Genomic DNA, 22,001 nt, shown 5'->3' with positions numbered 1-22,001 from the left:
AAAAAAATCAGAAGCTCTGCTTCTGATTTTTTTTAAGAATCTAAGAATCTAAGAATCTAAGAATCTAAGAATCTAAGAATCTAAGAATCTAAGAATCTAAGAATCTAAGAATCTAAGAATCTAAGAATCTAAGAATCTAAGAATCTAAGAATCTAAGAATCTAGTTATTTTTTAGAACTACAAACCATTCTCTTTAAAATTGCCCATTGTTTAAGAGCGTCACGAGCTTCAACCGCTGGATACCCTAACATTGTTTTTCCTGCAGGAACATCTCCAGTAACACCAGAACCTGCTCCAATAGTTGCGCCGTCACCGATAGTAGTATGATCTTTTATAGAAGCGCTTCCACCAATTATAACCCCGTTTCCTAAAGTTACAGAACCAGCAAGACCACTGTTTCCGGCCATAATACAAAATTTACCCAATTTACTATTATGTCCGATTTGAACTAAATTATCTATTTTGCAACCGTCTCCAAGAACTGTCGAGCTGAATTTTCCGCGATCTACACACGTATTCGCGCCAATTTCAACACAATTGCCGATAACTACATTTCCGATTTGTGGAATTTTAACCAATCCTTTTTCATTACAAGGTCTAAATCCGAAACCATCAGCACCAATAGTTGCATTAGGATGAATGATGCAATCGTTTCCAATATGACAACGCTCACGTATCACGGCACCCGACCAAATTGTAGTGTTTCTGCCGATTGTGCATTCATCCAAAATAGTAACATTTGGATACAATATTGTACCAGCACCAATTTCTACTTTTGGACCTACATAACAACCAGCACCAATTTTAACTCCATCGCCGATAATAGCAGTTTCGTCAACAGTAGCCGTTTTGTGGATTTCATTACGAAATAAAGGGGCTGGAGGTGCAAAAAGAGCAAGTATTTGCGACATTGCTAAATCGGCATTTTTAACTTTAATAAAAGCACGGTTTTCACCAGGTTCTATAGAAATGTCTTCGTTAACAACAGCGACAGAAGCATTAGAAGCTGACCAGTATTTTTCATATTTTTTGTTTCCTATAAATGAAATTTCTGAAGTCGTAGCTTTTTCAAGTTGCTCAGTTGCAGTTATATTCTGGGAAGTTGCGCCGTAAATTACGCCATTTATTACTTCGTTAATTTCGTGAATTGAATAGGATCTCATTAATTAATAAAATAGATTTAGGGGTTAATTTTTGCCAAATAAAATGAATTAGATTTTAATTACCTAATACTATTTTTTATTTTTTTTGAGATATGTGTAAAATAATAATTTAAATATTACAAAATTAACATCTTACCTATTAATTTTTTGATTCTTTTCTAATATGTCAACTTTTCATTAATATGTAAAAACCTATAAATTTTATTTTTTGAGAGCTAAACCTGTTGGTTAACAGAAACTTATAACTTGATTTTATTTCAAAAAAAAGCGATTCGCTCATAGAGGAATCGCTTATGAAAAATAGCAACGCTTATTTTTTATTCTTTTACTTTATTTAATGATAATGCATTAATGCAATAGCGAAGACCACTTGGAGGCGGGCCATCAGGAAAAATATGTCCTAAATGCGCGTCGCAGGTATTGCAGACTACCTCAACACGAATCATTCCGTGTGATTTGTCGGCGTAATATCCAATCGCATTTTCTTTTACGGGCTGTGTAAAAGACGGCCATCCCGTTCCAGATTCAAATTTTTCGGTAGCATCAAACAACAATGTGCCGCAACATTTACACTCGTAAATTCCAGGTTCAAATAAACTGCACATTTCTGAACTGAAAGATCTTTCAGTACCTTTTAAACGTGCTACCTGAAACTCTTCTGGTGTTAGAATTTGTTTCCATTCTTCTTCTGTTTTCTCCACTCTTTTATCTGGAGTCGGATTTCCTTTATTTGTAAAATGAATTACATCTGCCCATTTTATCATAACTTCTGTTTTTTAGTAAAATATGAAAAGGTTTAATTGTCAAAAGGATAATTTTGATAACGCTTATATTCTCCAGTTGCACAATTTATTTTAACTACATAATATTTTAAATTCCTCGGAACAACATCATTTGGTCGTGTTCCTGATTCGGTTTCTTCGCCAAATAAATAGTAACTATCTTTTGGACCAGCTTCAATGCCATTAATTGTGGTAGTTCTAAAAACCTGATTTTTTCTTTTTTCTTTTAAAATACGCTCAGCATCTTCGATTTTTATTTTGCAATTTTTAGCAAAACCATAATATTCGGCACTATCTAATATACTGATTTTTTTGATATGTTTTGAAATTTCCGGATTCAGCCAGCCTTTCTCCCTTATTAATACATTATTAGAATATTGGTCATTATTAATAATAGATTGATCAGAAAACCTACAGTCATGACTTCCGAGATAACCAAACATTCCGTAATGTAAATATGCATAATGGTGGTAGCCGGAAATGTAATATTGTAATCGATTTTTTGTGGTAACTACAATGGTATCAGTTTTAAAAAAAGTTTTGTAGGGAATATTAATACGTAAATTATCGGGATTGAATTTTCCGTTTTTTATTACCGTATCATGTATAAACTTCCCGTTTCGCAGTATTTGAAATTTTAAGAAGGTAAGCTCATTCTTTTTGAATTTTGCAAATTGAATTTCAGGTTGTTCGGTAATAATATTGACAGAATCACATTCTTTTGAGAATGCAATTCCGTCAATTTCAGCTTGTTTTATACGACTATTTGACGACCATAAGAACCACCCAATCATTAGTGTCAATAATAGAACTATAATTGCTGTAAATGTTAGGCAGCCTTTGATGTATTTGTTCATTTATTCTTCTTCTTTTTGCCCCATCATCATTAGATAGGCTTTTAAGAAAGCGTCAATATTTCCGTTCATAACGCCGTCAACATCACTGGTTTCATAGCCTGTACGTACATCTTTTACCAATTTATAAGGCTGCATTACATAATTACGAATCTGTGAACCCCACTCGATTTTCATTTTTCCAGCTTCGATGTCAGCACGCTGTGCTTGTTGTTTTTTCAACTCAATTTCATATAATTGAGAACGAAGCATTTGCATAGCACGTTGTCTGTTATCTTGCTGCGAACGTGTCTCAGAACACTGAATTTGGATTCCAGTTGGTTTGTGAACTAACTGAACTTTCGTCTCTACCTTGTTTACGTTCTGTCCACCCGCACCACTCGAACGAGAAGTTGTAATCTCGATATCAGCAGGATTAATGTCAATTTCGATACTGTCATCAACCAACGGATAAACGTAAACAGAAACGAATGAAGTATGACGTTTTGCATTGCTGTCAAAAGGTGAAATACGAACCAAACGGTGTACACCATTTTCTCCCTTTAAATATCCAAAAGAATAATCTCCTTCGAATTCTAAAGTTACGGTTTTAATTCCGGCAACATCACCTTCCTGAAAGTTAAGTTCTTTGATTTTATAACCATAACTTTCGCCCCACATCATGTACATACGCATCAGCATTCCAGCCCAGTCACAGCTTTCAGTTCCGCCGGCCCCAGCAGTAATCTGAACTACGGCACTTAAACTGTCACCTTCGTCAGAAAGCATGTTTTTAAATTCGATGTTTTCAATGTGCGATTGTGCGGCATTGTATTGTTCATCCAATTCATCAACAGAAAGTTCTCCTTCTTTATAAAAATCATGAGCGAGCTGTAATTCTTCTGTTAGAGATACAGCTTTGTCATAATCTTCAATCCATTTTTTCTTGTTTCGAAGATTTTTTACAATAAGTTCTGCCTCTTTTGGATTGTTCCAAAAATCTGGCGCAAAAGTTTTTTCTTCTTCGTTTGCAATTTCGATTAGCTTTGCATCAACGTCAAAGATACCTCCTCAACGCACCAAGGCGCTCCACAATACCTTTTACTTGTTCGGCTGTTGTCATAAATTAATTAATAGGTTTTTATATGTTTTTTACAATTATTACGTTAATTTGGTCTATAGAAATCTGCAAGTTAAAATTTAGTCAAACTTGCTGAAAATTAATAGCAGTTATACGTAATTTTGTTTTACAAAAATAAGATATAGTTTTTAGAATATGGAAATAAATTTAATCAGCGATACCATAACCAAGCCTACTTATGAAATGCTGCAGTATATGTTTAACGCCCACGTTGGCGACGATGTATACAAACAAGACCCAACGGTGATTGAATTAGAAAACAGAACGGCTGAGTTTTTTGGTATGGAAGCCGGGCTTTTTTTTCCGTCTGGAACTATGGCAAATCAAACTGCGATAAAACTTCATACACAACCAGGCGAACAACTTATTGCTGATAAATATGCACATGTTTATCATTATGAAGGAGGAGGAGTTTCGTTTAACAGCGGTGTTTCATGCTGTTTAATAGATGGAAATCGCGGTATGATAACGGCAGCTCAGGTTAAAGCTGCAATAAATGATCCTGAATTTTATCATAGTCCGTTAACAAGTTTGGTTTGTGTGGAAAATACAACCAATAAAGGAGGCGGTGCTTGTTACGAATTAGAAGATTTAAAAGAAATAAAAAAAGTTTGTGACGCTCATAATTTGAAATTTCATTTAGATGGCGCCAGAATCTGGAATGCACTAGTAGCAAAAAGACAAAATCCGAAAGAATTTGGAGCTATTTTCGACACTATATCGGTTTGTTTGTCAAAAGGATTAGGGGCACCAATCGGTTCTGTACTACTCGGAAGTAAAGCTGATATTCACAGGGCGTTGAGAATCAGGAAGATATTAGGTGGAGGAATGCGTCAAGTGGGATATTTGGCAGCAGCAGGATTGTACGCCTTGGCTCATAATATTGAAAGACTGGCAGAAGATCACCGCAGAGCAAAAGAAATTGCTAAAGTATTGAGTATGAAACCATGGATCGCCTCTATTGAACCAGTAGAAACCAATATTTTGATTTTTTCATTGGCGGAAGGCTACAGCGACCAATTGTTAATCGAAAAACTAAAACAGAAAAATATACTAATAAGTTCGTTAGGACATAACAAACTCAGAATCGTAACACATTTAGATTACAAAGAAGTAATGCATACGTATGTGATTGATACGCTTTCGAAATTTTAGGCAGAGGGTCAAAGGAGTAAAGGGGCAAAGCTGCAGAGGTATTAAAAAGAAAAGAGACAAAGATTTACATATATTGTAACCTTTGTCTCTTTGTAACTTTGTCTCTTTGTAGCTTAGAATCTTATTTAAAAAGATTATCCATTCCTGGAATCATTGGCATATCCATCTTTGCAACAGCATCTAATTCTCTTTCGTTTATGTTTGTTGCTTTTTCAATTGCTTTATTAAGAGTTACAACTAAGTAATCTTCTAATTGCTCTTTGTCTTCTAATAAAGAATCGTCAATAGAAACCGATTTTATTTTTCTGTTTGCAGTAATAGTAATTTTCAATAATCCGTCAGCGCTTTGTTCATCAATCAAAACAGTATCTAAGCGCTTTTTTGTATCTTCAATTTTTTGCTGGGTTTCTTTAAGTTTGCCCATCATTCCCATTAAATCCATTTTTGTTGATTTTTTAAATTATTTGAGACAAAATTAGTATATTGCTGTGTGAATTCAATAGAATATTTTATGAAAAAATTAATTTTGTTCTGTTCGGTTTATAGTATTTTTGCCACTTCGTATTTAAAAATTAATGCTCAATCAATGCAAAACGATATACAGGCTCCAAAGGCCAAAGTAATTCCAAAAACACTAAAAAAGCATAAAGAGACTAGAATCGACAACTATTTTTGGTTGAACGATCGTGAAAATGCCGAAGTAATTGACTACTTAAATCAAGAGAACTCTTATTATGAGAGTATGACAGCTCATACCAAAGATTTGAAAAATGAGCTGTATGAAGAAATGAAAGCAAGAATTAAAGAAGACGATTCTTCTGTTCCTTATTTCTACAATGGCTATTTCTACATTACACGTTTTGAAACGGGTCAGGATTATCCAATTTTTGCTAGAAAAAAAGGAAGTCTTGCAGCCGATGAAGAAATTTTGTTCAACTGTAACGAAATGGCAAAAGGACACGCTTATTTTAAATTAGGCGGTTTAAGCATCAGCCCAGATAATAAATTTGCAAGTTTCGGATTGGATCTAATGGGAAGAAGAATCTATACCATTCAGATCAAAAATTTAGAAACAGGTGAAATCTTAGCAGATAAAATCGAAAATGTAACAGGCGCTTCAGTTTGGGCAAATGATAACAACACGATTTTTTATGTTAGACAAGATGAAAAAACGTTAAGAGCTGACAAAGTTTTCAAACATAAATTGAATACTGATTCTAAAAAAGATGTTTTGATTTATAATGAAACTGATGATACTTTTAATGTTTCGATCAGTAAAGAAAAATCAAAAAAATACATTGTAATTGGTTCTGGAAGTACCTTAACAACAGAATATAGAATTTTGAATTCTAATAATCCAGATGGTGAATTTGAAGTTTTTCAACCGCGCGTACGTGGACTAGAATATAGTATTTCGCATTACGAAGATTCGTTTTATATCTTGACAAATAAAGACAAAGCGACCAATTTCAAATTAATGAAAACGCCTGAGAACAAAACAGGTAAGAAAAACTGGGTAGATCTTATTCCGCACAGAGAAGATGTTTTGTTGGAAGATATAGAGATTTTTAAAAACTTTTTAGTTGTTGAAGAACGCTCAAACGGCTTAAATCATATCCGTATCATGCCTTGGAACGGAGAGCCCGATTATTATCTACCGTTTGGCAGTGAAACGTATAATGCATACACTACAACAAATGTCGATTTTGACACTGATATTCTTCGTTACAGTTATCAATCTCTTGCAACACCTTCGTCTGTAATTGATTTTAATATGAAGACTAAAACCAAAGAAATCTTAAAAGAACAAGAGGTTTTGGGCGGAAAATTTGATAAAGGAAATTACGTAGAAGAACGTGTTTGGGCAACTGCCAGAGATGGTGTAAAAGTGCCGATTTCGTTGATTTACAAAAAGGGATTAGAGAAAAACGGTAAAAATCCGTTGTTGCTTTATGCATACGGTTCTTACGGAATCACGATGGATACTTATTTTTCATCAACACGTTTGTCACTTCTTGATCGCGGTTTTGTTTATGCTATTGCGCATATTAGAGGAGGAGAGGATTTGGGAAGACAATGGTATGAGGATGGAAAACTGTTAAAAAAGAAAAATACCTTTACAGATTTCATTGATTGCTCTAAATTTGTAATAGACCAAAAGTATACTTCTGCAGAACATTTATATGCAGAAGGAGGATCAGCTGGAGGTCTTTTAATGGGAGTTATCGTAAATGAAGCTCCTGAATTGTATAATGGCGTTATCGCTCAGGTGCCTTTTGTAGACGTAATTACCACGATGCTGGATGACAGTATTCCGCTTACAACTGGAGAGTACGACGAGTGGGGGAACCCAAATAATAAAAAATATTACGATTATATGTTATCGTATTCACCTTACGATAATGTAAAAGCGCAAAAATATCCTAATATGTATGTATCTACCGGATTGCACGATTCGCAGGTACAATATTGGGAGCCAGCCAAGTGGGTAGCAAAATTGAGAGATTTAAAGACAAATGACAAACTTTTGTTTTTGGATACTAACATGGATGCTGGACACGGCGGGGCTTCAGGACGTTTTGAGGCTTTGAAAGACTTAGCAAAAGAATTTAGTTTTTTATTAGATTTAGAAAAAATTAAAAGCTAATTAGAAATTTTTTGTTAAATTTGCAACCTATCAAGGTTAATTTGAAAAGACCTTTGATTAACTATTTTTTTATGAAAGAAGAAATAACCGCTTATAATAATGTTTTAGAGTTAATAGGTAACACCCCGCTTATTAAACTAAATAAAATCACCGAAGAGTTAGAAGGAAATTTCTACGCAAAGGTAGAAGCTTTCAACCCAGGTCATTCCTCAAAAGATAGAATAGCATTGTATATTATTGAAGAGGCCGAGAAAAGAGGAATTTTGTCTCCGGGAGATACCATTATCGAAACAACATCTGGTAATACAGGATTTAGTTTAGCAATGGTAAGCATTATTAAAGGTTACAATTGTATTTTAGCAGTAAGTTCAAAATCATCGAAAGATAAAATTGACATGCTGCGAAGTTTAGGAGCTAAAGTATATGTCTGTCCGGCTCACGTTTCTGCAGATGATGAAAGATCATACTATAATGTAGCAAAACGTTTACACGAAGAAACAAAAGGATCAGTTTACATTAATCAATATTTCAACCAATTAAATATTGATGCTCATTACAACACTACAGGTCCAGAAATTTGGGAACAAACAAAAGGACAAATTACCCACTTAATCGCTTGCAGCGGAACAGGAGGAACTATCTCTGGAACTGCAAAATTCTTAAAAGAAAAAAATCCTAATATTAGAATTCTTGGAGTTGATGCTTTTGGTTCTGTATTGAAAAAATACCACGAAACAAAAGAGTTTGACAGCAAAGAAATTTACCCATACCGTATAGAAGGTTTAGGTAAAAACTTGATTCCATCGGCAACCGATTTCGATATTATTGATAAATTCATGAAGGTAACCGACGAAGAGAGTGCGCACTCAGCAAGAGAAATCACTCGTAAAGAAGGTTTATTTGTTGGATATACTTCTGGAGCAGTAATGCAGGCTATTAAACAATACGCAGAAGAAGGAGAGTTTACAAAAGACAGTAACATCATTGCCATCTTCCCAGACCACGGTTCACGTTACATGAGTAAAGTATTCAGCGATGACTGGATGAATGAACAAGGTTTCTTTGACAGCGTTAACGAAGAAGAAGCTCAAAAAATTGAATTCGTAAAGTAATATAAATTACTTTCAAAATAACAACTCCATTTGCAATTTGTAAATGGAGTTTTTTTTATGCAATAAATAAACCAAAAAGAGCGAAGCGATTTTTGGTAAATCTAAAATCTAAAATCTAAAATCTAAAATCTAAAATCTAAAATCTAAAATCTAAAATCTAAAATCTAAAATCTAAAATCTAAAATTCTTGCTTATCCCGTATTTATACGTAAGAAATAATTAGTTTGTTTGAATTAAGTTTATGATTTTAATAAAATAAGTAAAACTAATTCAAAAGTGTTTTGGATTTAAAATCATTAAAAATGATGATTTTAACGAGTATTTAGGTAAGTTGTCGGAAATATTTTTGCTCAAATGCATAATAATCTAGTGTAGCAGTGTTAAAATGACACAATGTTTTTTAATCTCCTAAATTCTACTATTATGAAAAAATCACTACTAACCTTGTTGTTTGTAAGTTATTTTAATGTCAATGCGCAAATACCGATTCAGGAATTTAATTTTGATGGTACTTTAAATAATACAGCAAACACAATCTCGTTTATGGGAACAGAGAATTTTGTTGCCGACAGATCTGGAACTGTAAAAGGAGCCCAAAGATTAAATAATAAGGCTTTAGAAGCCGTAGTGGATAATCTGCCACAAGGCAAAGGAGCAAGAACTATTAGTATCTGGGTAAAATTTAATGATATCGCTGCCGCAAATTATATCTGGGGTTACGGAAATGCTTATAATGCACAATATTGCGGTTTATTACAGCAAGGAACGTCTTCTTCTAACTCAGACTTAAGTTTAGCTGCTTGGGGCGCTTCTAATGACGTTATTGTGCCAGTTCCGTTGCAAAAATATGTTTGGTATAATTACACTATAACTTATGAAGGCGTAACTTCTAAAATATACCGTGACGGTAAATTATTAAAATATCTCGAAGGAATGACTCGTGCCACAAAAGGAAATATCTTTAGGCTGGGCGAAATTAATACCACAATTGGAATCAATGCCGACGTAGACGATCTAAAAATCTACGATGTTGCCTTGACAGCAGAGCAAGTAAGTGATCTTTACGAAAGTTCTAAACCTATAGTTTCTGTTGTCGCATCATCTGCTGCAGATGCCAAAACGTCGAAAACGGCTGTTGTAAAAGGAAAAGCAGTTTCAAAACCAGCGTCCAATTCTATAATTACAACTAGTGATGTAAATGGAACAAAAACCGTTGAGGTGTATTCACAGGGACAAAAAGTGGTAGGAAATAATGCGATGAGTATAAATGATCTTCCTGAAGGAACTTATCTTTTGAAGATTACCAATTCTCCCGCTAAAAAAATAACTTCTAAGTAAGATAAAAATAAAGATTTGGGTTTCTTTAAATGTTATTTAGTTTTAAGTTGTTTAACAGCAATTAATTTTTTTTGGAATAGTGAACAAAACCTTCTGAGATCAGGAGGTTTTTTTATGATTTTAGTGTATCTAATTTAATTCTTCTTCGGTTTTTAATCCATTGATGAAATCTTCGAAGCTTTCTGTTATTTTTATAAATTGTTCTTCAGGTAAATAATCGCTCCATCTGTTTATGACGATTGAGCCGTAGTCAGATCCTTCATCCAGGCACAAACAAAAATGCCATCCTCCCATATCAAAAGCGAAAGGAACAAGTTTACGCTTGTAACTTTCAAGAAACTCTTCAGTAAGTTTAAATAAATCTTGATAAGCTAAATAACGATTAACTTCCCACATTGTTTTATCAATAGCTATAAAATATCTTTCATAGTGGCTTAATCCTCCATTAGTTTTTAGAAAATCTTTAAAATCTTCTGGTAATTTAGTGCCAATAATATTTTCTATGTGCCTCATGTTTGAGTCGCCCATTCTTGGATATAAGGTTAGTTTTCTCAATTTTTTTAATACAATTTAGGATTGATTGACTTGCTGAATTTGGTTTAAGGTTTTCGGTTTTCTATTATTTTTATGATCGAAAGACAAATTTTTAGCTTTTTTCATTTTCATATTCCTTTAATTTGTCTCTATATATTTCAAGTATCTCACAAAACTCTTTGGGTGGTATTTCTGTGACAAATTTACCATGATATTCTAAAATGCTTGTTTCTTTATGTACTAATAATTCGGCGGTTTCTAAACCCCAAGATAGCTTTTCGTGTTCGCCGTTTATTACTTGCTTACAGCTTAAAATACCATTCTCAATTATAGAAAAAGGCATATCAAGAATTTCATTATTAAAAATCCATAGTTTTTGATCTTCAAAATAAATAGTTGGTTTGATTTTGTATCTTAAAGTTTTCATATTGTAATTACTTTTAAATGCCTGAATCTATTAGAGAAATAGTAGAATTAATTTCTTCTAAATATTTCGTCAAATCAAAATCAGGGTTAGGATTTTTATGAAATTCTCTTGTAATAACTTCTGGAGAAAGAAATAAATGATACCCAGCCTGAAGTAGTCCGTAAGGCATATTATCTTTTTCAAATTTAGTAGTATACGACCAATTTACGATTCTGTCAATTTTTTGCAAAATAGCATTCAGTCTGAAATAGTTGCAATTGTAATTTTCTAGATTCCAATTAAAGGTGTGACTCTCTGTATCAGAAACCATTGGCAGCCATATATCGCTATATGTTGACATGCTGAAAAGTAAACCATCGTATAGGCGATATTCAATTTCGATAATCCTGTTATATTCCATTTTGTTCAGGTTATTGTAAATAATCGTGCGGCCGTATATGCGCTCGCTTATATAATCTGAAGCTGCTATTAATTCCTCAAAGATGCCTTCAAAATTATTTGATCTTAATTTAATATCAGCAGACTTTTCGTTTACAATAAATTCGGGTATAAGAATTTCATCTTCAAATAAAATAGACAGTATTTCTTTTAACAGTAAAATATTATTTTCTCTATTGTCATTTAAATCGAAACACCAGCTGCCTTTAATCTTCATATTGAATTTGTTTTTTGAAAATCAGTTTTAAAGTTCTAAAAATATAATATTTCAATGACACATCTTTGTAAAATAGCAAAAATAGAGTAGAGGAGAAGAATAAGATAGCAATCGTTTTATAGGTAATTTTAAAAAGTCTTCTATAAATAATTGATATTTATATTTTTGAGATGTTAATATTATTAATTTATGTGAGAATAATATATTTTCTTGTAGGAAGTGTTTGGTTGTGTTGAATTAAAATTATAGTTTTAACAAAATTTCAGAAAATAGTAATAAAAATAACTCATGATTAGAGAGCATATCAGTCATAGTAGTTTTTAATGCTGTTTCGATTATAACCAATAATATTTGCCGATTTAAAGTTTCTATCTATGAAGAAAGTATTACTCACTTTACTATTTATCAATTTTTTAAATATTTATGCTCAAAATCCCGTTCAAGAATTTAATTTCAACGGAAACTTGAATAGTGCCGATAATACCATTTCATTTTTAGGAACGCCAACATATGTAAATGACAGAACGGGAGCACCCAAAGGAGCTCTTAGACTTGCCAATAAAGCTTATCAAGCCGTAGTAGGCGATCTTCCGCAAGGAAACAAACCTAGAACAATATCGATTTGGGTAAAATTTAATGCTGTTACAGCACCTCATCATATTTGGAGTTATGGTACAGCGGTAAGTTCACAATACTTTGGATTATCACAGCAAGCTTTAGCGGGCGGAGCGTCAGATTTAAGTCTTATTGGTTGGGAAACAGCAAATAATACTACGGTTTCGGTACCTCTTGCTAAAGAAGTTTGGTATTTTTATAGCATTACATATGATGGAAATATATCAAAAATATATCGTAACGGCGAATTATTGAAATCTGCAGAAGGAATTCCGCGTCTTACTAAAGGTTATATTTTGACGATCGGAAAAATGAATGTTGCAACGTCTATTAATGCCGATATTGATGATTTAAAATTATACACTGTTGCCATGACAGACGAACAAGTTTTAGAATCTTATAATAGTTCTAAGCCAGCTTCGGCGCCAGCGCAGTCAGTTCAAACTACAAATACAGCAAAAACAGCAGCAGCACCTTCAAAAGCAGTTGTTCCTGCCAAAACTCAAGCTCCGAGTCCAAGTCCTGCTCCAGCATCAGAAAACAATGATCCTAAAATGGTTGAGGTTTTTTCGCAGGGACGAAAAGTAAATATTAATAGTGCTTCTGATATTGCGGATTTACCAGAAGGAACTTATTTATTGAAAGTAACAAACAAAAAGAAGTAAATTCAGTTAGACATAAATTAAAAGAAAAGCCTTCATTATGAAGGCTTTTCTTTTTTAGCTAATTACGCTTATTACTTTTTTTGAGATCAATTATGTATCTGGATTAGTAATTAAATGATTTCTCCAATCTCGAATAAATTCATAGATTTCTTGTGTTGAAATTTCTGTAATAGATTCATAATTGTTATAAATATCTATTATAGATGAAATATCATTTTTGCATTCAATACTATAAGCTTCATATCCAAATTCATAGTATTGTAATTCTCCCTGTAAGATTTGTTCTAGAGAATTAACTATATCGTTTAAATAGTTAATATTTAAATTTTTAATTTCCGTAGAAAAGTACACCCCATACTTATCTTCATTTTCAATAAATATTAAAGATGTTGATTTGTTGGTATTATCTCTTTCATCGAAATAATTATATTTTTCAAACTTATAGTTCATAATTTATCTTTTTAGGAGAAAATGAAGTTGCTTCTCATATCTTTTCAAATGCCTTTGAAAGAAGAATTAAAATGTGTTTTACTTTATGGATTAAGAGGTTTTTGCTATCAGATTCCCATCTGCCAAGATTTTTTCTTTTTTCGATTTGATGCGACGCTAACGCTTTTATTTCCTCGTCTTCTGATTGTGAAATAACTTCTAATGCATCAAAATTATAAGGCTCTGGCTGCGCGCGCCAATGGCATAGATAATTTTTCTGACAAAAGGATATTGCAAGTCTTCATCATATTTGTAAAATTTAGGAAGTGAATAAAATACCTGCATCAAATATTTTATATTATCCTTGTCTTCATTATACCAACTCTGAAAGCTGCGAATTATAGATTCATGACTATGATGCCCGTTCTCATCTTTCATTCTTTATTTTCGCCACTATTTCATCTGTTAATAGTGGACACTCCCAAATGCCAAAAATGTATGTAATGTCTTCTCCTAACATATCTTCTCCAGCCCCTCTTGGTTGAAAATCAAATTGCCATCGACGAAATCCGATCATTAAATATTCATTTCCGTCTAACTCAATTAAAGTGATATCACCAGGAATATCATACAGTTTATGGATTTTTAAAACGCTGTGATAGTCTCCTTTAGAGTATACATTCTCTTCAATTTCGAATCCGTATGTTTTAGATAAGAATAATAATTCATCTAGCGTAAAATATTCATCAGAAGCTGTGGATAACTTGGAAACTAATCTTTTCGAATAAATCTTTTTCTCGGAATATTCTACATCTAAGATTTTTATCGAAGGCCTTATCAATTCTGTTTTTATTGAACTGATTCCCTCGACATCGCTCTCAAAATTGACCGATTGTATGCAGTAAAAGTTTTCTATTAGTTTCATTTAGAAGATTTAATTGTCATTCTATTTATAAATAGATCTAATTTTTAATTGAATTGAACGGAAAGCTTTCCAAAACAAAAAAGCCTCCTAGTATTAGGAGACTTGTGGCTGTATTTTTTAGCTAATAACACTGATCACAATAAATAAGATGACAAGTGCTATCACAGCAAATTTCATAAATTTTGACGATTGCATAAATGAAAGATTTAAATTAGTTTATTTCTGATAGAGGCAAATATAATTTTTTATTTGAATTAAGCGAAAGTTCTTTAAAATAAAAAAAGCTCCAGAAAAATCCAGAGCTTTTAAAATATTATTAAAGAAAGACTATTCTTCTTTCATTGTATGATAAACGTTCATTACGTCATCATCTTCTTCGATTTTTTCGATCAATTTTTCAACATCAGCGATTTGAGCTTCAGTCAATTCTTTTGTGATTTGAGGAATACGTTCAAAACCAGAAGATAAAATTTCAAGACCTCTGTTTTCAAGTTCTTTTTGCAAAGCACCAAAACTTCCAAAAGGAGCGTAGATTAAGATTCCGTCTTCGTCTTCAAAAACCTCTTCAGCACCAAAATCAATTAATTCTAATTCCAGTTCCTCAGCGTCAAGTCCGTTATTTGCAATTCTAAAGTTGCAAGTATGATCAAACATAAACTCTACAGAACCTTGCGTTCCCATAGTTCCGTTACATTTGTTAAAATAACTTCTAATATTTGCTACCGTTCTGTTATTGTTATCAGAAGCCGTTTCAATCAAGATTGCAATTCCGTGAGGAGCGTATCCTTCAAAAAGAATTTCTTTATAGTTAGCAGTGTCTTTATTACTTGCATTTTTAATCGCGCGCTCCACATTATCTTTAGGCATGTTGGCCGCTTTCGCATTCTGTATAACAGCTCTCAATCTAGAATTGGCATCTGGGTTTGGCCCGCCTTCTTTAACAGCCATTACGATATCTTTACCAATTCTGGTAAATGTTTTGGCCATTGCTGACCAGCGTTTCATTTTTCTTCCTTTTCTAAATTCGAATGCTCTTCCCATTTCTAATTTTTAGTTTTGTGATGCAAAAATACGGTTATTCCTCTTTTTTACAAAAACAAATTAGATTGTTTTTTTAGTTTATTTTGTTTCAGGTTTCAAGTTTCAAGTTGGCTTATAGTGAGTTTAACCGCAAAGTCCGCAAAGTTTTTTATCTAAGGTTAAATTTATAAGTGCAAAGTTCGCAAAGCTTTATCTCTATAGCTTTGCGAACTTTTACATTTTTTAAACTTAAGTTGAATTTCTTTGTGTGCTTTGCGTGAATCTTTGCGCACTTTGCGGTTAAACCTGAAACCTGAAACCTGAAACAAACCCTCTTACTTACTCCCTCCATTAAATTCATTAATAATATTAACCGCTTCATTCAGATAAGGATTTGTCCTAAGATTGTCCATTTGACTTTGATTGATCGTTTTTTCAGTTGGATAAGTTCCCAGTAAAAACTGATTTACAGAAGAATTGTAAACATCAAGCGGATTATTTTCGTCGTTAAAAGTATTAATTTCTGTCCAAAGTGAGTTTAGCGATTTCTTTTGTTTGAAAACCGCATCCAAAGTCATCGGAATCTCTGCTTTTGGAGTATTGATAATTTGATCAATTTTTTGATTGATTTTTTTAATGTTATTAAAGAAATAATTATCTGCAAGTCGCGCCGAGCTGTTTTTGGCAATTTTATCAATAACACTTCTCTTTACATACGTTCTGTATTTTAAGAAAGGAGTAAGACTGTCATTTTTAATCGCAGTCGGAAAATCACTTTCTTTCTGGTAAATATCTTCATAAAATTCTGGTAGTACTACATCTGGTCTAACGCCTATATACTGGTGGCTTTTGCCTGTAACACGATAAAATTTGTTGATTGTAATTTTAAGGAAATCGGTGTTTTTTTCTTCGTCAAGCGAAAGAATGGTCTGCATGGTTGCTTTGCCCAGCGTATTGCTTCCTAATAACAAAGCGCGGTTATAATCCTGCATAATCGAAGCAAAAAATTCACTTGCCGAAGCCGTATTGCTATTCACTAAAACAACAATCGGACCACGGTAAATAACGCCTCTAAACGGATCATTAATCACCGATTTTTCGTGTTTGTTATCAACCACAATCGAAATCGGACCGTAATCTACAAACATTCCGGCCATTTTAATCGCTTCCTCCATCGATCCGCCGCCGTTGTCAATCAAGTCAATAACCAAACCTTTTATGTTGTCGCGTTCTAGTTTTATTACTTCGCGAGCTACATCGTCCGCGCATCCTTTGCGACTGTTTCCGTCAAGATCGGCATAAAAACTCGGAATCTTGATATAACCTATTTTACTGTCTTTTCCGATAATGAAACTAAAAACCGAATTTTCTTCGTCTTTCATTACTTGTTTTTCAATAAAAACATCAAAGCTTTTGCCTGTATTTCGCTTTAGCGTAAGCGTGATATGTTTGTTAGCTTCAGACAAAATCATGCTCGAAATAGATTCTAATGAAGCACAAGAAACCTGTAATGTTTCTTTTTGATTGGAAATAGAAAGAATCTGGTCGCCTTTTTTAATCTGACCAGTCTGATACGCTGGCCCGTTCGGATCAACCTCATCAATAATGATTTCGTTTTTATCATTTAGATTCACAGTCATTCCAAGAGACAAATGTTCTTTTGACAAAGAAGCGACAAAGCTTGTTTTAGAATCATCACTAAAATAAGCCGTATGCGGATCAAAATAGGTGCAAAAGAAATTGTAAACTTTTTCTTCAAGCTTCGTTTTACTTTCTAAAAGTGTACTGATTCTGCAAATTTCATTAGAAACAATAGTTTTTTTAGCCGGTAATTCGATTGATTTAAAATTGGTTTTTAAAGAATCCAGATTGTCACTTGTATCGGCAACTTCATCTAAAACCTGATAGCGAAGTTTTTTGGTCCAGACTCTTTCCAGATCTTCTTTTTTAAGATAAAAAGCAAAAGATTTTTTGTAAAAACGAATCGTATCTTTTTGAGTATAATCAAACGGAAGAGTTTGAATTTTCTCTAAAACAGCTTTAGTTCTAATCAAACCATTTCGATATTTTTCTTTAATATCAGTTAAAAAACTACAATCATTTTTAAGGATCAAATCGTCTAGTTTGAAACGGTATTTTTGAGCCATTTCATTATATTCAGTTTTAAAAAATATATTACGAGAAGGATCTAATTCGTTAATCAGATTATCAAACACAAAGACAGACAAGCTATCATCAACAGGTTTTGGTCGAAGATGTTCGCTTTGAATAAGTGCATTAATTTTGTTCAAAATCTCACAAGTTTCGGCACTGCTTTGACTAAAAGAAATAGTAGAACAAAGCAAAAATAGGAGTAGTGAAATCTTTTTCATAGGTGGAAAAATCAACGTTCAGACTAAAGTTACACTAATTTTTTTACAAAAAGACGAATCCCTTCAAAATATCGACAGTGTAAACATTTTTTAATATTCCTTTTTGCCACGAATTTCACGAATTAGCGCGAATTTTATTTTTAATCTTTGTAATCTGCGACAAAAAAATTAGTGTAATTCGTGAAATTAGTGGCTAAAAAAAATGCGTTGCAACTGCAACGCATTTCGATTATAATTTTAAAAATGATTATTTCTTGTAAAACGGTAATTTAACCACTTTTGCAGGAACATCATTTTTTCTAATTCTGATGAAGATATCACTGTCAACAGCGCTGTTCGCCACTGTAACATATCCTAAACCAATACCTTTATTCATAGAAGGCGACATGGTTCCAGAAGTTACAATTCCGATAACATTTCCGTCAGCGTCTACAATTTCGTAATCGTGTCTTGGCACCGCACGTTCCTGCATTTCAAAAGCAACCAGTTTTCTAGTTACACCTGCTTCTTTTTGCTTTTTCAAGCTTTCAGAATTAGTAAAATCTTTAGTAAATTTCGTAATCCATCCTAAACCAGCTTCAAGAGGAGAAGTAGTATCATTAATATCGTTTCCGTAAAGGCAGAAACCCATTTCAAGACGTAAAGTATCACGTGCAGCAAGACCAATCGGCTTAATTCCGTAAGAAGCTCCAGCTTCAAAAACCTTATTCCAGATTTGTTCTAATTCGTTGTTTTTACAGTAAATTTCAAATCCGCCAGAACCAGTATAACCAGTAGCAGAAATAATTACATGCTCGATACCGGCAAAATCACCTACCTCAAAATGATAATAAGTAATCGCAGACAAATCTACAGAAGTTAAAGACTGCATCGCTTCAACCGCTTTTGGTCCCTGAATTGCCAAAAGAGAATAGTCCTCAGAAATATTCTTCATTTCAACACCCAAATCATTGTGAGACGAAATCCAGTTCCAGTCTTTTTCAATATTAGAAGCATTTACAACTAGTAAATACTGCTCTTCTTTCATTTTATAAATAATCAAATCATCAACGATTCCGCCTTCGTTGTTTGGAAGACAAGAATATTGCGCTCTTCCAATTGTCAAAGTTGAAGCATCATTAGAAGTCACTTTTTGAATCAAAGCCAAAGCATTTGGACCTGTTAACAAAAATTCACCCATATGCGAAACGTCAAAAACACCCACACCATTACGAACCGTTTCATGTTCAGCATTAACCCCCTCGTATGTAATAGGCATATTATAACCAGCAAAAGGAAGCATTTTCGCTCCTAAACCCTCATGTATGTGCGTAAGCGCAGTATTTTTCATTGTGTTGTTTTATAAAATTGTTTTGCAAATCTATTCAAAAAATATCTAATTAGAATGCCTTAAATTATAAATTTCGCAATAATTAGGAGCTATTCCAGCTTTTCGTTGCAAGTCCTCATAAAAAAAGCAAAGTTTCTAATGTTCCAAAAAGAGCTTCCGTTGGTCGCTTTTTTAGAACAAGAAACTTTTGTTTTTTTTACTCCGGGCTTTCCACTTCAATCTGGGCTAGGAAATTCGCTTTCAAAAGAAGAATCGTGATTTCAAATTTTTATGTAATTTTATATAAAATCATATTTCTTCGACAAACAGCTATGTTTATTTAAACAAGTGAAACGCCTTTGCACGCAAAGAAAAGCTATGATTCTATGTGTTTAAAAATTAACCGCAGCAATTAAAGAAGCCAGATGAAATCACCGTATTTAATCAATAAAGAAGAAATTCTAAAACTATACCAACCTGTAGACTCCAAAGCACACAAAGGTACGCAAGGCCACGCCATAATTATTGCCGGAAGTTACGGCAAAATAGGAGCGGCGGTTTTAGCTTCAAAATCCTGCCTAAAATCAGGATGCGGACTTGTAACGACTTTTATTCCAAAATGTGGTTATCAAATTCTTCAAATCTCCATTCCCGAAGTAATGACCGTAACTGATGAAAACACCAATTTTATTACTAATGTTCATCTGCCTTTAATACCGCAAGCCATCGGATTTGGTCCTGGAATAGGAAAGGAACTGGCGACACAAAAAGCTTTATTTGAATTCCTGAGAGTAAACAAAGCGCCATTAGTTTTAGATGCCGATGCGTTAAACATTATTTCAGAAAACATTTCATGGTTAGAATTAGTTCCCGAAGACACAATCCTGACACCGCATCCAAAAGAACTAGAACGCTTAATTGGCAAATGGAATTCAGAATCCGAGAAATTTCAAAAAACAATCGCTTTCTCAGAAAAATATAAAGTCATTGTCGTCATGAAAGGCGCACCGACATTCATTATAAACAGAACTTCAGTTTACGAAAACACAACCGGAAACGCCGCGCTAGCCACAGCAGGAAGCGGCGATGTCTTAACCGGAATCCTCACAAGTCTTTTAGCCCAAGGCTACGAACCCAAATATGCATCAAAACTAGGAGTTTATCTTCACGGATTAACCGCAGATTTAGCTTTACCCAAAACAGGCTACGAATCTTTTACGGCTTCGACTATTATTAAATATCTTGGTAAAGCTTTTCTTGAATTAGAAAATTAGAAAATTAGAAAATTTGTCAATTAGATAATTTCTACATATCGTTTGTCATCCCAGGACATGAAGGATCTCCACAAGTAGCTCTACAAAGATTGGCGATACACTTTGCGGAGCTACTTGCGGAGATTTCTCCTTACGTCGAAATGACAAAAATGTGAATATTAAACTTTGCGTCTTAGCGACTTTGCGAGATTTATCAGTTTAGGCTTAAATTTTCTTAGATAACTTATATGGTTTAAAAATTGCGCCTCTAGCGCAAACCTTAGCGTACTTTGCGGTTAAAATCATTAAGTTTGTAGTATGAAAAACTTCGATCTCAGAACGGTAAACGTTACCCGTTATATAACCCCACTGCGCGAAGGCGGTTCGTTGCCAGCCTTAGCAGAAGCCGATGACGATTTTAAATATGTCTTAAAATTTAGAGGTGCCGGACACGGCGTAAAAGCCTTAATAGCCGAATTAGTAGGCGGACAAATTGCAAAAGCCTTAAAACTACAGTTACCAGAATTAGTTTTCGCCAACCTTGACGAAGCTTTTGGAAGAACCGAAGCCGATGAGGAAATTCAAGATTTATTGCAGGGAAGTCAGGGATTAAATTTGGCGCTTCACTTTTTATCGGGTGCCATTACTTTTGATCCAGTTGTGACGACTGTTGATGCTAAATTAGCTTCTCAGATTGTCTGGCTGGATGCTTATATTACCAATGTTGACCGAACTTTCAGGAATACCAATATGCTTATTTGGCATAAAGAATTATGGCTGATCGATCACGGAGCGTGTTTGTATTTTCATCATTCCTGGAACAATTGGGAGCAACATGCGAAGAGTCCGTTTGCGTTGATCAAAGATCACGTTTTACTGCCTCAGGCTTCACTTTTACAAGAAGTCGATGCCGAATTTAAAGCGATTCTAACACCAGAAATTTTAGAAGAAATTGTAAATACAATTCCGTTGGACTGGTTGCAATGGGAAGATGCAGACGAAACACCAGAAGGCTTGCGAAATGTTTATTTGCAGTTTTTAAAGACGAGATTAGCCAATTCAGAAATTTTTGTAAATCAGGCTCAAAATGCAAGATAATCACTTATACGAATATGCTGTGATTCGTGTTGTGCCAAGGGTAGAGCGCGAAGAATTCCTGAATATCGGAATCATTTTGTTTTGCAAAAAAGCCAAATTTATAAAGGTTCTTTTTCATTTAAATAAAGAAAGAATCCAAGCACTTTCTGCCGATTTTGACATCGAACAATTAGAATGTAACTTAACTTCATTAGAAAAAATTGCCAAAGGAGCCAAAGACGGCGGTCCAATAGCTGCGTTCGAAATTCCAGAACGTTTTAGATGGTTAACGGCAATTAGAAGTTCTGGTATACAAACTTCAAGGCCCCATCCGGGTTTATGTCAGGATTTAGAAAAAACGATTCAGAGATTGTTTGAGGAACTTGTATTGTAATTGTTTTTAAACCATATAAGTTATATAAGATAATTTAAGCCTAAACTGATAAATCTCGCAAAGTCGCTAAGACGCCAAGAATATAAAAACTTTGCGAGATTAAAATATCTTTGCGAATCTTTGCGCAATTCTCTGTGAATCTTTGCGAAAAAACT

At 33.7% G+C, this 22,001-nt stretch carries 21 protein-coding genes; 8 read left to right on the top strand and 13 right to left on the bottom strand.

Going from position 1 to position 22,001, the window contains the following annotated elements:
• Nucleotides 1–164: 164 nt before the first annotated feature.
• The 4 genes from lpxD to prfB form a co-directional block, all read right to left on the bottom strand.
• Entirely contained in the window at nt 165–1,163 is a 999-nt protein-coding gene (lpxD, locus tag ACFSC2_RS24500; protein ID WP_379813735.1) for a UDP-3-O-(3-hydroxymyristoyl)glucosamine N-acyltransferase, read from the bottom strand.
• A gap of 317 nt (nt 1,164–1,480) precedes the next feature.
• Complete coding sequence (gene msrB, locus ACFSC2_RS24495) at nt 1,481–1,927, bottom strand: peptide-methionine (R)-S-oxide reductase MsrB (RefSeq protein ID WP_379813734.1); 447 nt, start codon at nt 1,925–1,927, stop codon at nt 1,481–1,483.
• 32 nt (nt 1,928–1,959) lie between these two features.
• Nucleotides 1,960–2,802, bottom strand: a complete 843-nt coding sequence (locus ACFSC2_RS24490; protein ID WP_379813733.1) for a hypothetical protein — start codon at nt 2,800–2,802, stop codon at nt 1,960–1,962.
• Nucleotides 2,803–3,901 (bottom strand): peptide chain release factor 2 gene (gene prfB, locus ACFSC2_RS24485; protein WP_379813732.1). Its coding sequence is split into 2 segments (ribosomal slippage): nt 2,803–3,837 and nt 3,839–3,901, totalling 1,098 coding nucleotides; the frame shifts between segments, so codons are not numbered across the junction.
• 153 nt (nt 3,902–4,054) lie between these two features.
• Between prfB and ACFSC2_RS24480 the strand changes: the two genes are divergently transcribed.
• On the top strand, nt 4,055–5,074 hold the full coding sequence (locus tag ACFSC2_RS24480) for a threonine aldolase family protein (protein ID WP_379813731.1): 1,020 nt from the start codon (nt 4,055–4,057) through the stop codon (nt 5,072–5,074).
• A gap of 121 nt (nt 5,075–5,195) precedes the next feature.
• Here the strand turns inward: ACFSC2_RS24480 and ACFSC2_RS24475 are convergent, their stop codons facing one another.
• On the bottom strand, nt 5,196–5,516 hold the full coding sequence (locus ACFSC2_RS24475) for a YbaB/EbfC family nucleoid-associated protein (protein WP_379813730.1): 321 nt from the start codon (nt 5,514–5,516) through the stop codon (nt 5,196–5,198).
• A gap of 69 nt (nt 5,517–5,585) precedes the next feature.
• Here ACFSC2_RS24475 and ACFSC2_RS24470 point away from each other — a divergent pair, with 69 nt between their 5' ends.
• The 3 genes from ACFSC2_RS24470 to ACFSC2_RS24460 all read left to right on the top strand — a co-directional run bounded on the left by ACFSC2_RS24470 (nt 5,586) and on the right by ACFSC2_RS24460 (nt 10,171).
• Nucleotides 5,586–7,721, top strand: coding sequence for a S9 family peptidase (locus tag ACFSC2_RS24470; protein WP_379813729.1), 2,136 nt, complete (start codon nt 5,586–5,588; stop codon nt 7,719–7,721).
• Nucleotides 7,722–7,792: 71 nt separating this feature from the next.
• A complete protein-coding gene (locus ACFSC2_RS24465) occupies nt 7,793–8,833 on the top strand; it encodes a PLP-dependent cysteine synthase family protein (protein ID WP_109194804.1) in 1,041 nt (346 codons plus the stop codon).
• A gap of 423 nt (nt 8,834–9,256) precedes the next feature.
• Nucleotides 9,257–10,171, top strand: coding sequence for a LamG-like jellyroll fold domain-containing protein (locus ACFSC2_RS24460; protein WP_379813728.1), 915 nt, complete (start codon nt 9,257–9,259; stop codon nt 10,169–10,171).
• Nucleotides 10,172–10,300: 129 nt separating this feature from the next.
• On the opposite strand, the gene ACFSC2_RS24455 is transcribed toward ACFSC2_RS24460, so the two are convergent.
• The 3 genes from ACFSC2_RS24455 to ACFSC2_RS24445 form a co-directional block, all read right to left on the bottom strand.
• Complete coding sequence (locus tag ACFSC2_RS24455) at nt 10,301–10,726, bottom strand: SMI1/KNR4 family protein (RefSeq protein WP_379813727.1); 426 nt, start codon at nt 10,724–10,726, stop codon at nt 10,301–10,303.
• Nucleotides 10,727–10,817: 91 nt separating this feature from the next.
• Complete coding sequence (locus ACFSC2_RS24450; RefSeq protein WP_379813726.1) at nt 10,818–11,132, bottom strand: hypothetical protein; 315 nt, start codon at nt 11,130–11,132, stop codon at nt 10,818–10,820.
• A 13-nt stretch (nt 11,133–11,145) separates the two neighbouring features.
• Complete coding sequence (locus ACFSC2_RS24445; protein ID WP_379813725.1) at nt 11,146–11,787, bottom strand: hypothetical protein; 642 nt, start codon at nt 11,785–11,787, stop codon at nt 11,146–11,148.
• Nucleotides 11,788–12,161: 374 nt separating this feature from the next.
• Here ACFSC2_RS24445 and ACFSC2_RS24440 point away from each other — a divergent pair, with 374 nt between their 5' ends.
• Entirely contained in the window at nt 12,162–13,067 is a 906-nt protein-coding gene (locus ACFSC2_RS24440) for a LamG domain-containing protein (RefSeq protein ID WP_379813724.1), read from the top strand.
• Between the two features lie 90 nt (nt 13,068–13,157).
• Here ACFSC2_RS24440 and ACFSC2_RS24435 read toward each other — a convergent pair whose 3' ends face one another.
• From ACFSC2_RS24435 to gcvT, 5 genes are all read right to left on the bottom strand, one after another.
• Complete coding sequence (locus ACFSC2_RS24435) at nt 13,158–13,517, bottom strand: hypothetical protein (RefSeq protein ID WP_379813723.1); 360 nt, start codon at nt 13,515–13,517, stop codon at nt 13,158–13,160.
• Nucleotides 13,518–13,923: 406 nt separating this feature from the next.
• Nucleotides 13,924–14,421, bottom strand: coding sequence for a hypothetical protein (locus tag ACFSC2_RS24430; RefSeq protein ID WP_379813722.1), 498 nt, complete (start codon nt 14,419–14,421; stop codon nt 13,924–13,926).
• Between the two features lie 327 nt (nt 14,422–14,748).
• Complete coding sequence (locus ACFSC2_RS24425; RefSeq protein ID WP_026729302.1) at nt 14,749–15,462, bottom strand: YebC/PmpR family DNA-binding transcriptional regulator; 714 nt, start codon at nt 15,460–15,462, stop codon at nt 14,749–14,751.
• A gap of 314 nt (nt 15,463–15,776) precedes the next feature.
• Nucleotides 15,777–17,813, bottom strand: a complete 2,037-nt coding sequence (locus ACFSC2_RS24420) for a S41 family peptidase (RefSeq protein WP_379813720.1) — start codon at nt 17,811–17,813, stop codon at nt 15,777–15,779.
• Nucleotides 17,814–18,060: 247 nt separating this feature from the next.
• The gene (gene gcvT / locus ACFSC2_RS24415; RefSeq protein ID WP_379813719.1) at nt 18,061–19,143 is read right to left on the bottom strand and encodes a glycine cleavage system aminomethyltransferase GcvT; all 1,083 of its coding nucleotides are present in this window, start codon (nt 19,141–19,143) and stop codon (nt 18,061–18,063) included.
• A gap of 404 nt (nt 19,144–19,547) precedes the next feature.
• Between gcvT and ACFSC2_RS24410 the strand changes: the two genes are divergently transcribed.
• The 3 genes from ACFSC2_RS24410 (at nt 19,548) to ACFSC2_RS24400 (ending at nt 21,846) form a co-directional block, all read left to right on the top strand.
• Nucleotides 19,548–20,396: an NAD(P)H-hydrate dehydratase gene (locus tag ACFSC2_RS24410; protein ID WP_379813718.1), complete on the top strand. Its 849-nt coding sequence runs from the start codon at nt 19,548–19,550 to the stop codon at nt 20,394–20,396.
• A 297-nt stretch (nt 20,397–20,693) separates the two neighbouring features.
• Nucleotides 20,694–21,473, top strand: coding sequence for a HipA family kinase (locus ACFSC2_RS24405; protein ID WP_379813717.1), 780 nt, complete (start codon nt 20,694–20,696; stop codon nt 21,471–21,473).
• Nucleotides 21,463–21,846 (top strand): DUF3037 domain-containing protein, encoded by a 384-nt coding sequence (locus tag ACFSC2_RS24400; protein ID WP_379813716.1) that lies wholly within the window; start codon nt 21,463–21,465, stop codon nt 21,844–21,846. The genes ACFSC2_RS24405 and ACFSC2_RS24400 overlap by 11 nt, the downstream gene beginning before the upstream one ends.
• The last annotated feature ends 155 nt before the right edge of the window (nt 21,847–22,001 follow it).

Origin of the sequence: Flavobacterium artemisiae (genome assembly GCF_042678225.1) — a bacterium.
Lineage (GTDB): Bacteria > Bacteroidota > Bacteroidia > Flavobacteriales > Flavobacteriaceae > Flavobacterium > Flavobacterium artemisiae.
Note: the sequence above shows the minus strand (reverse complement) of the source record. Positions and strands in the feature narration are given on the sequence as shown.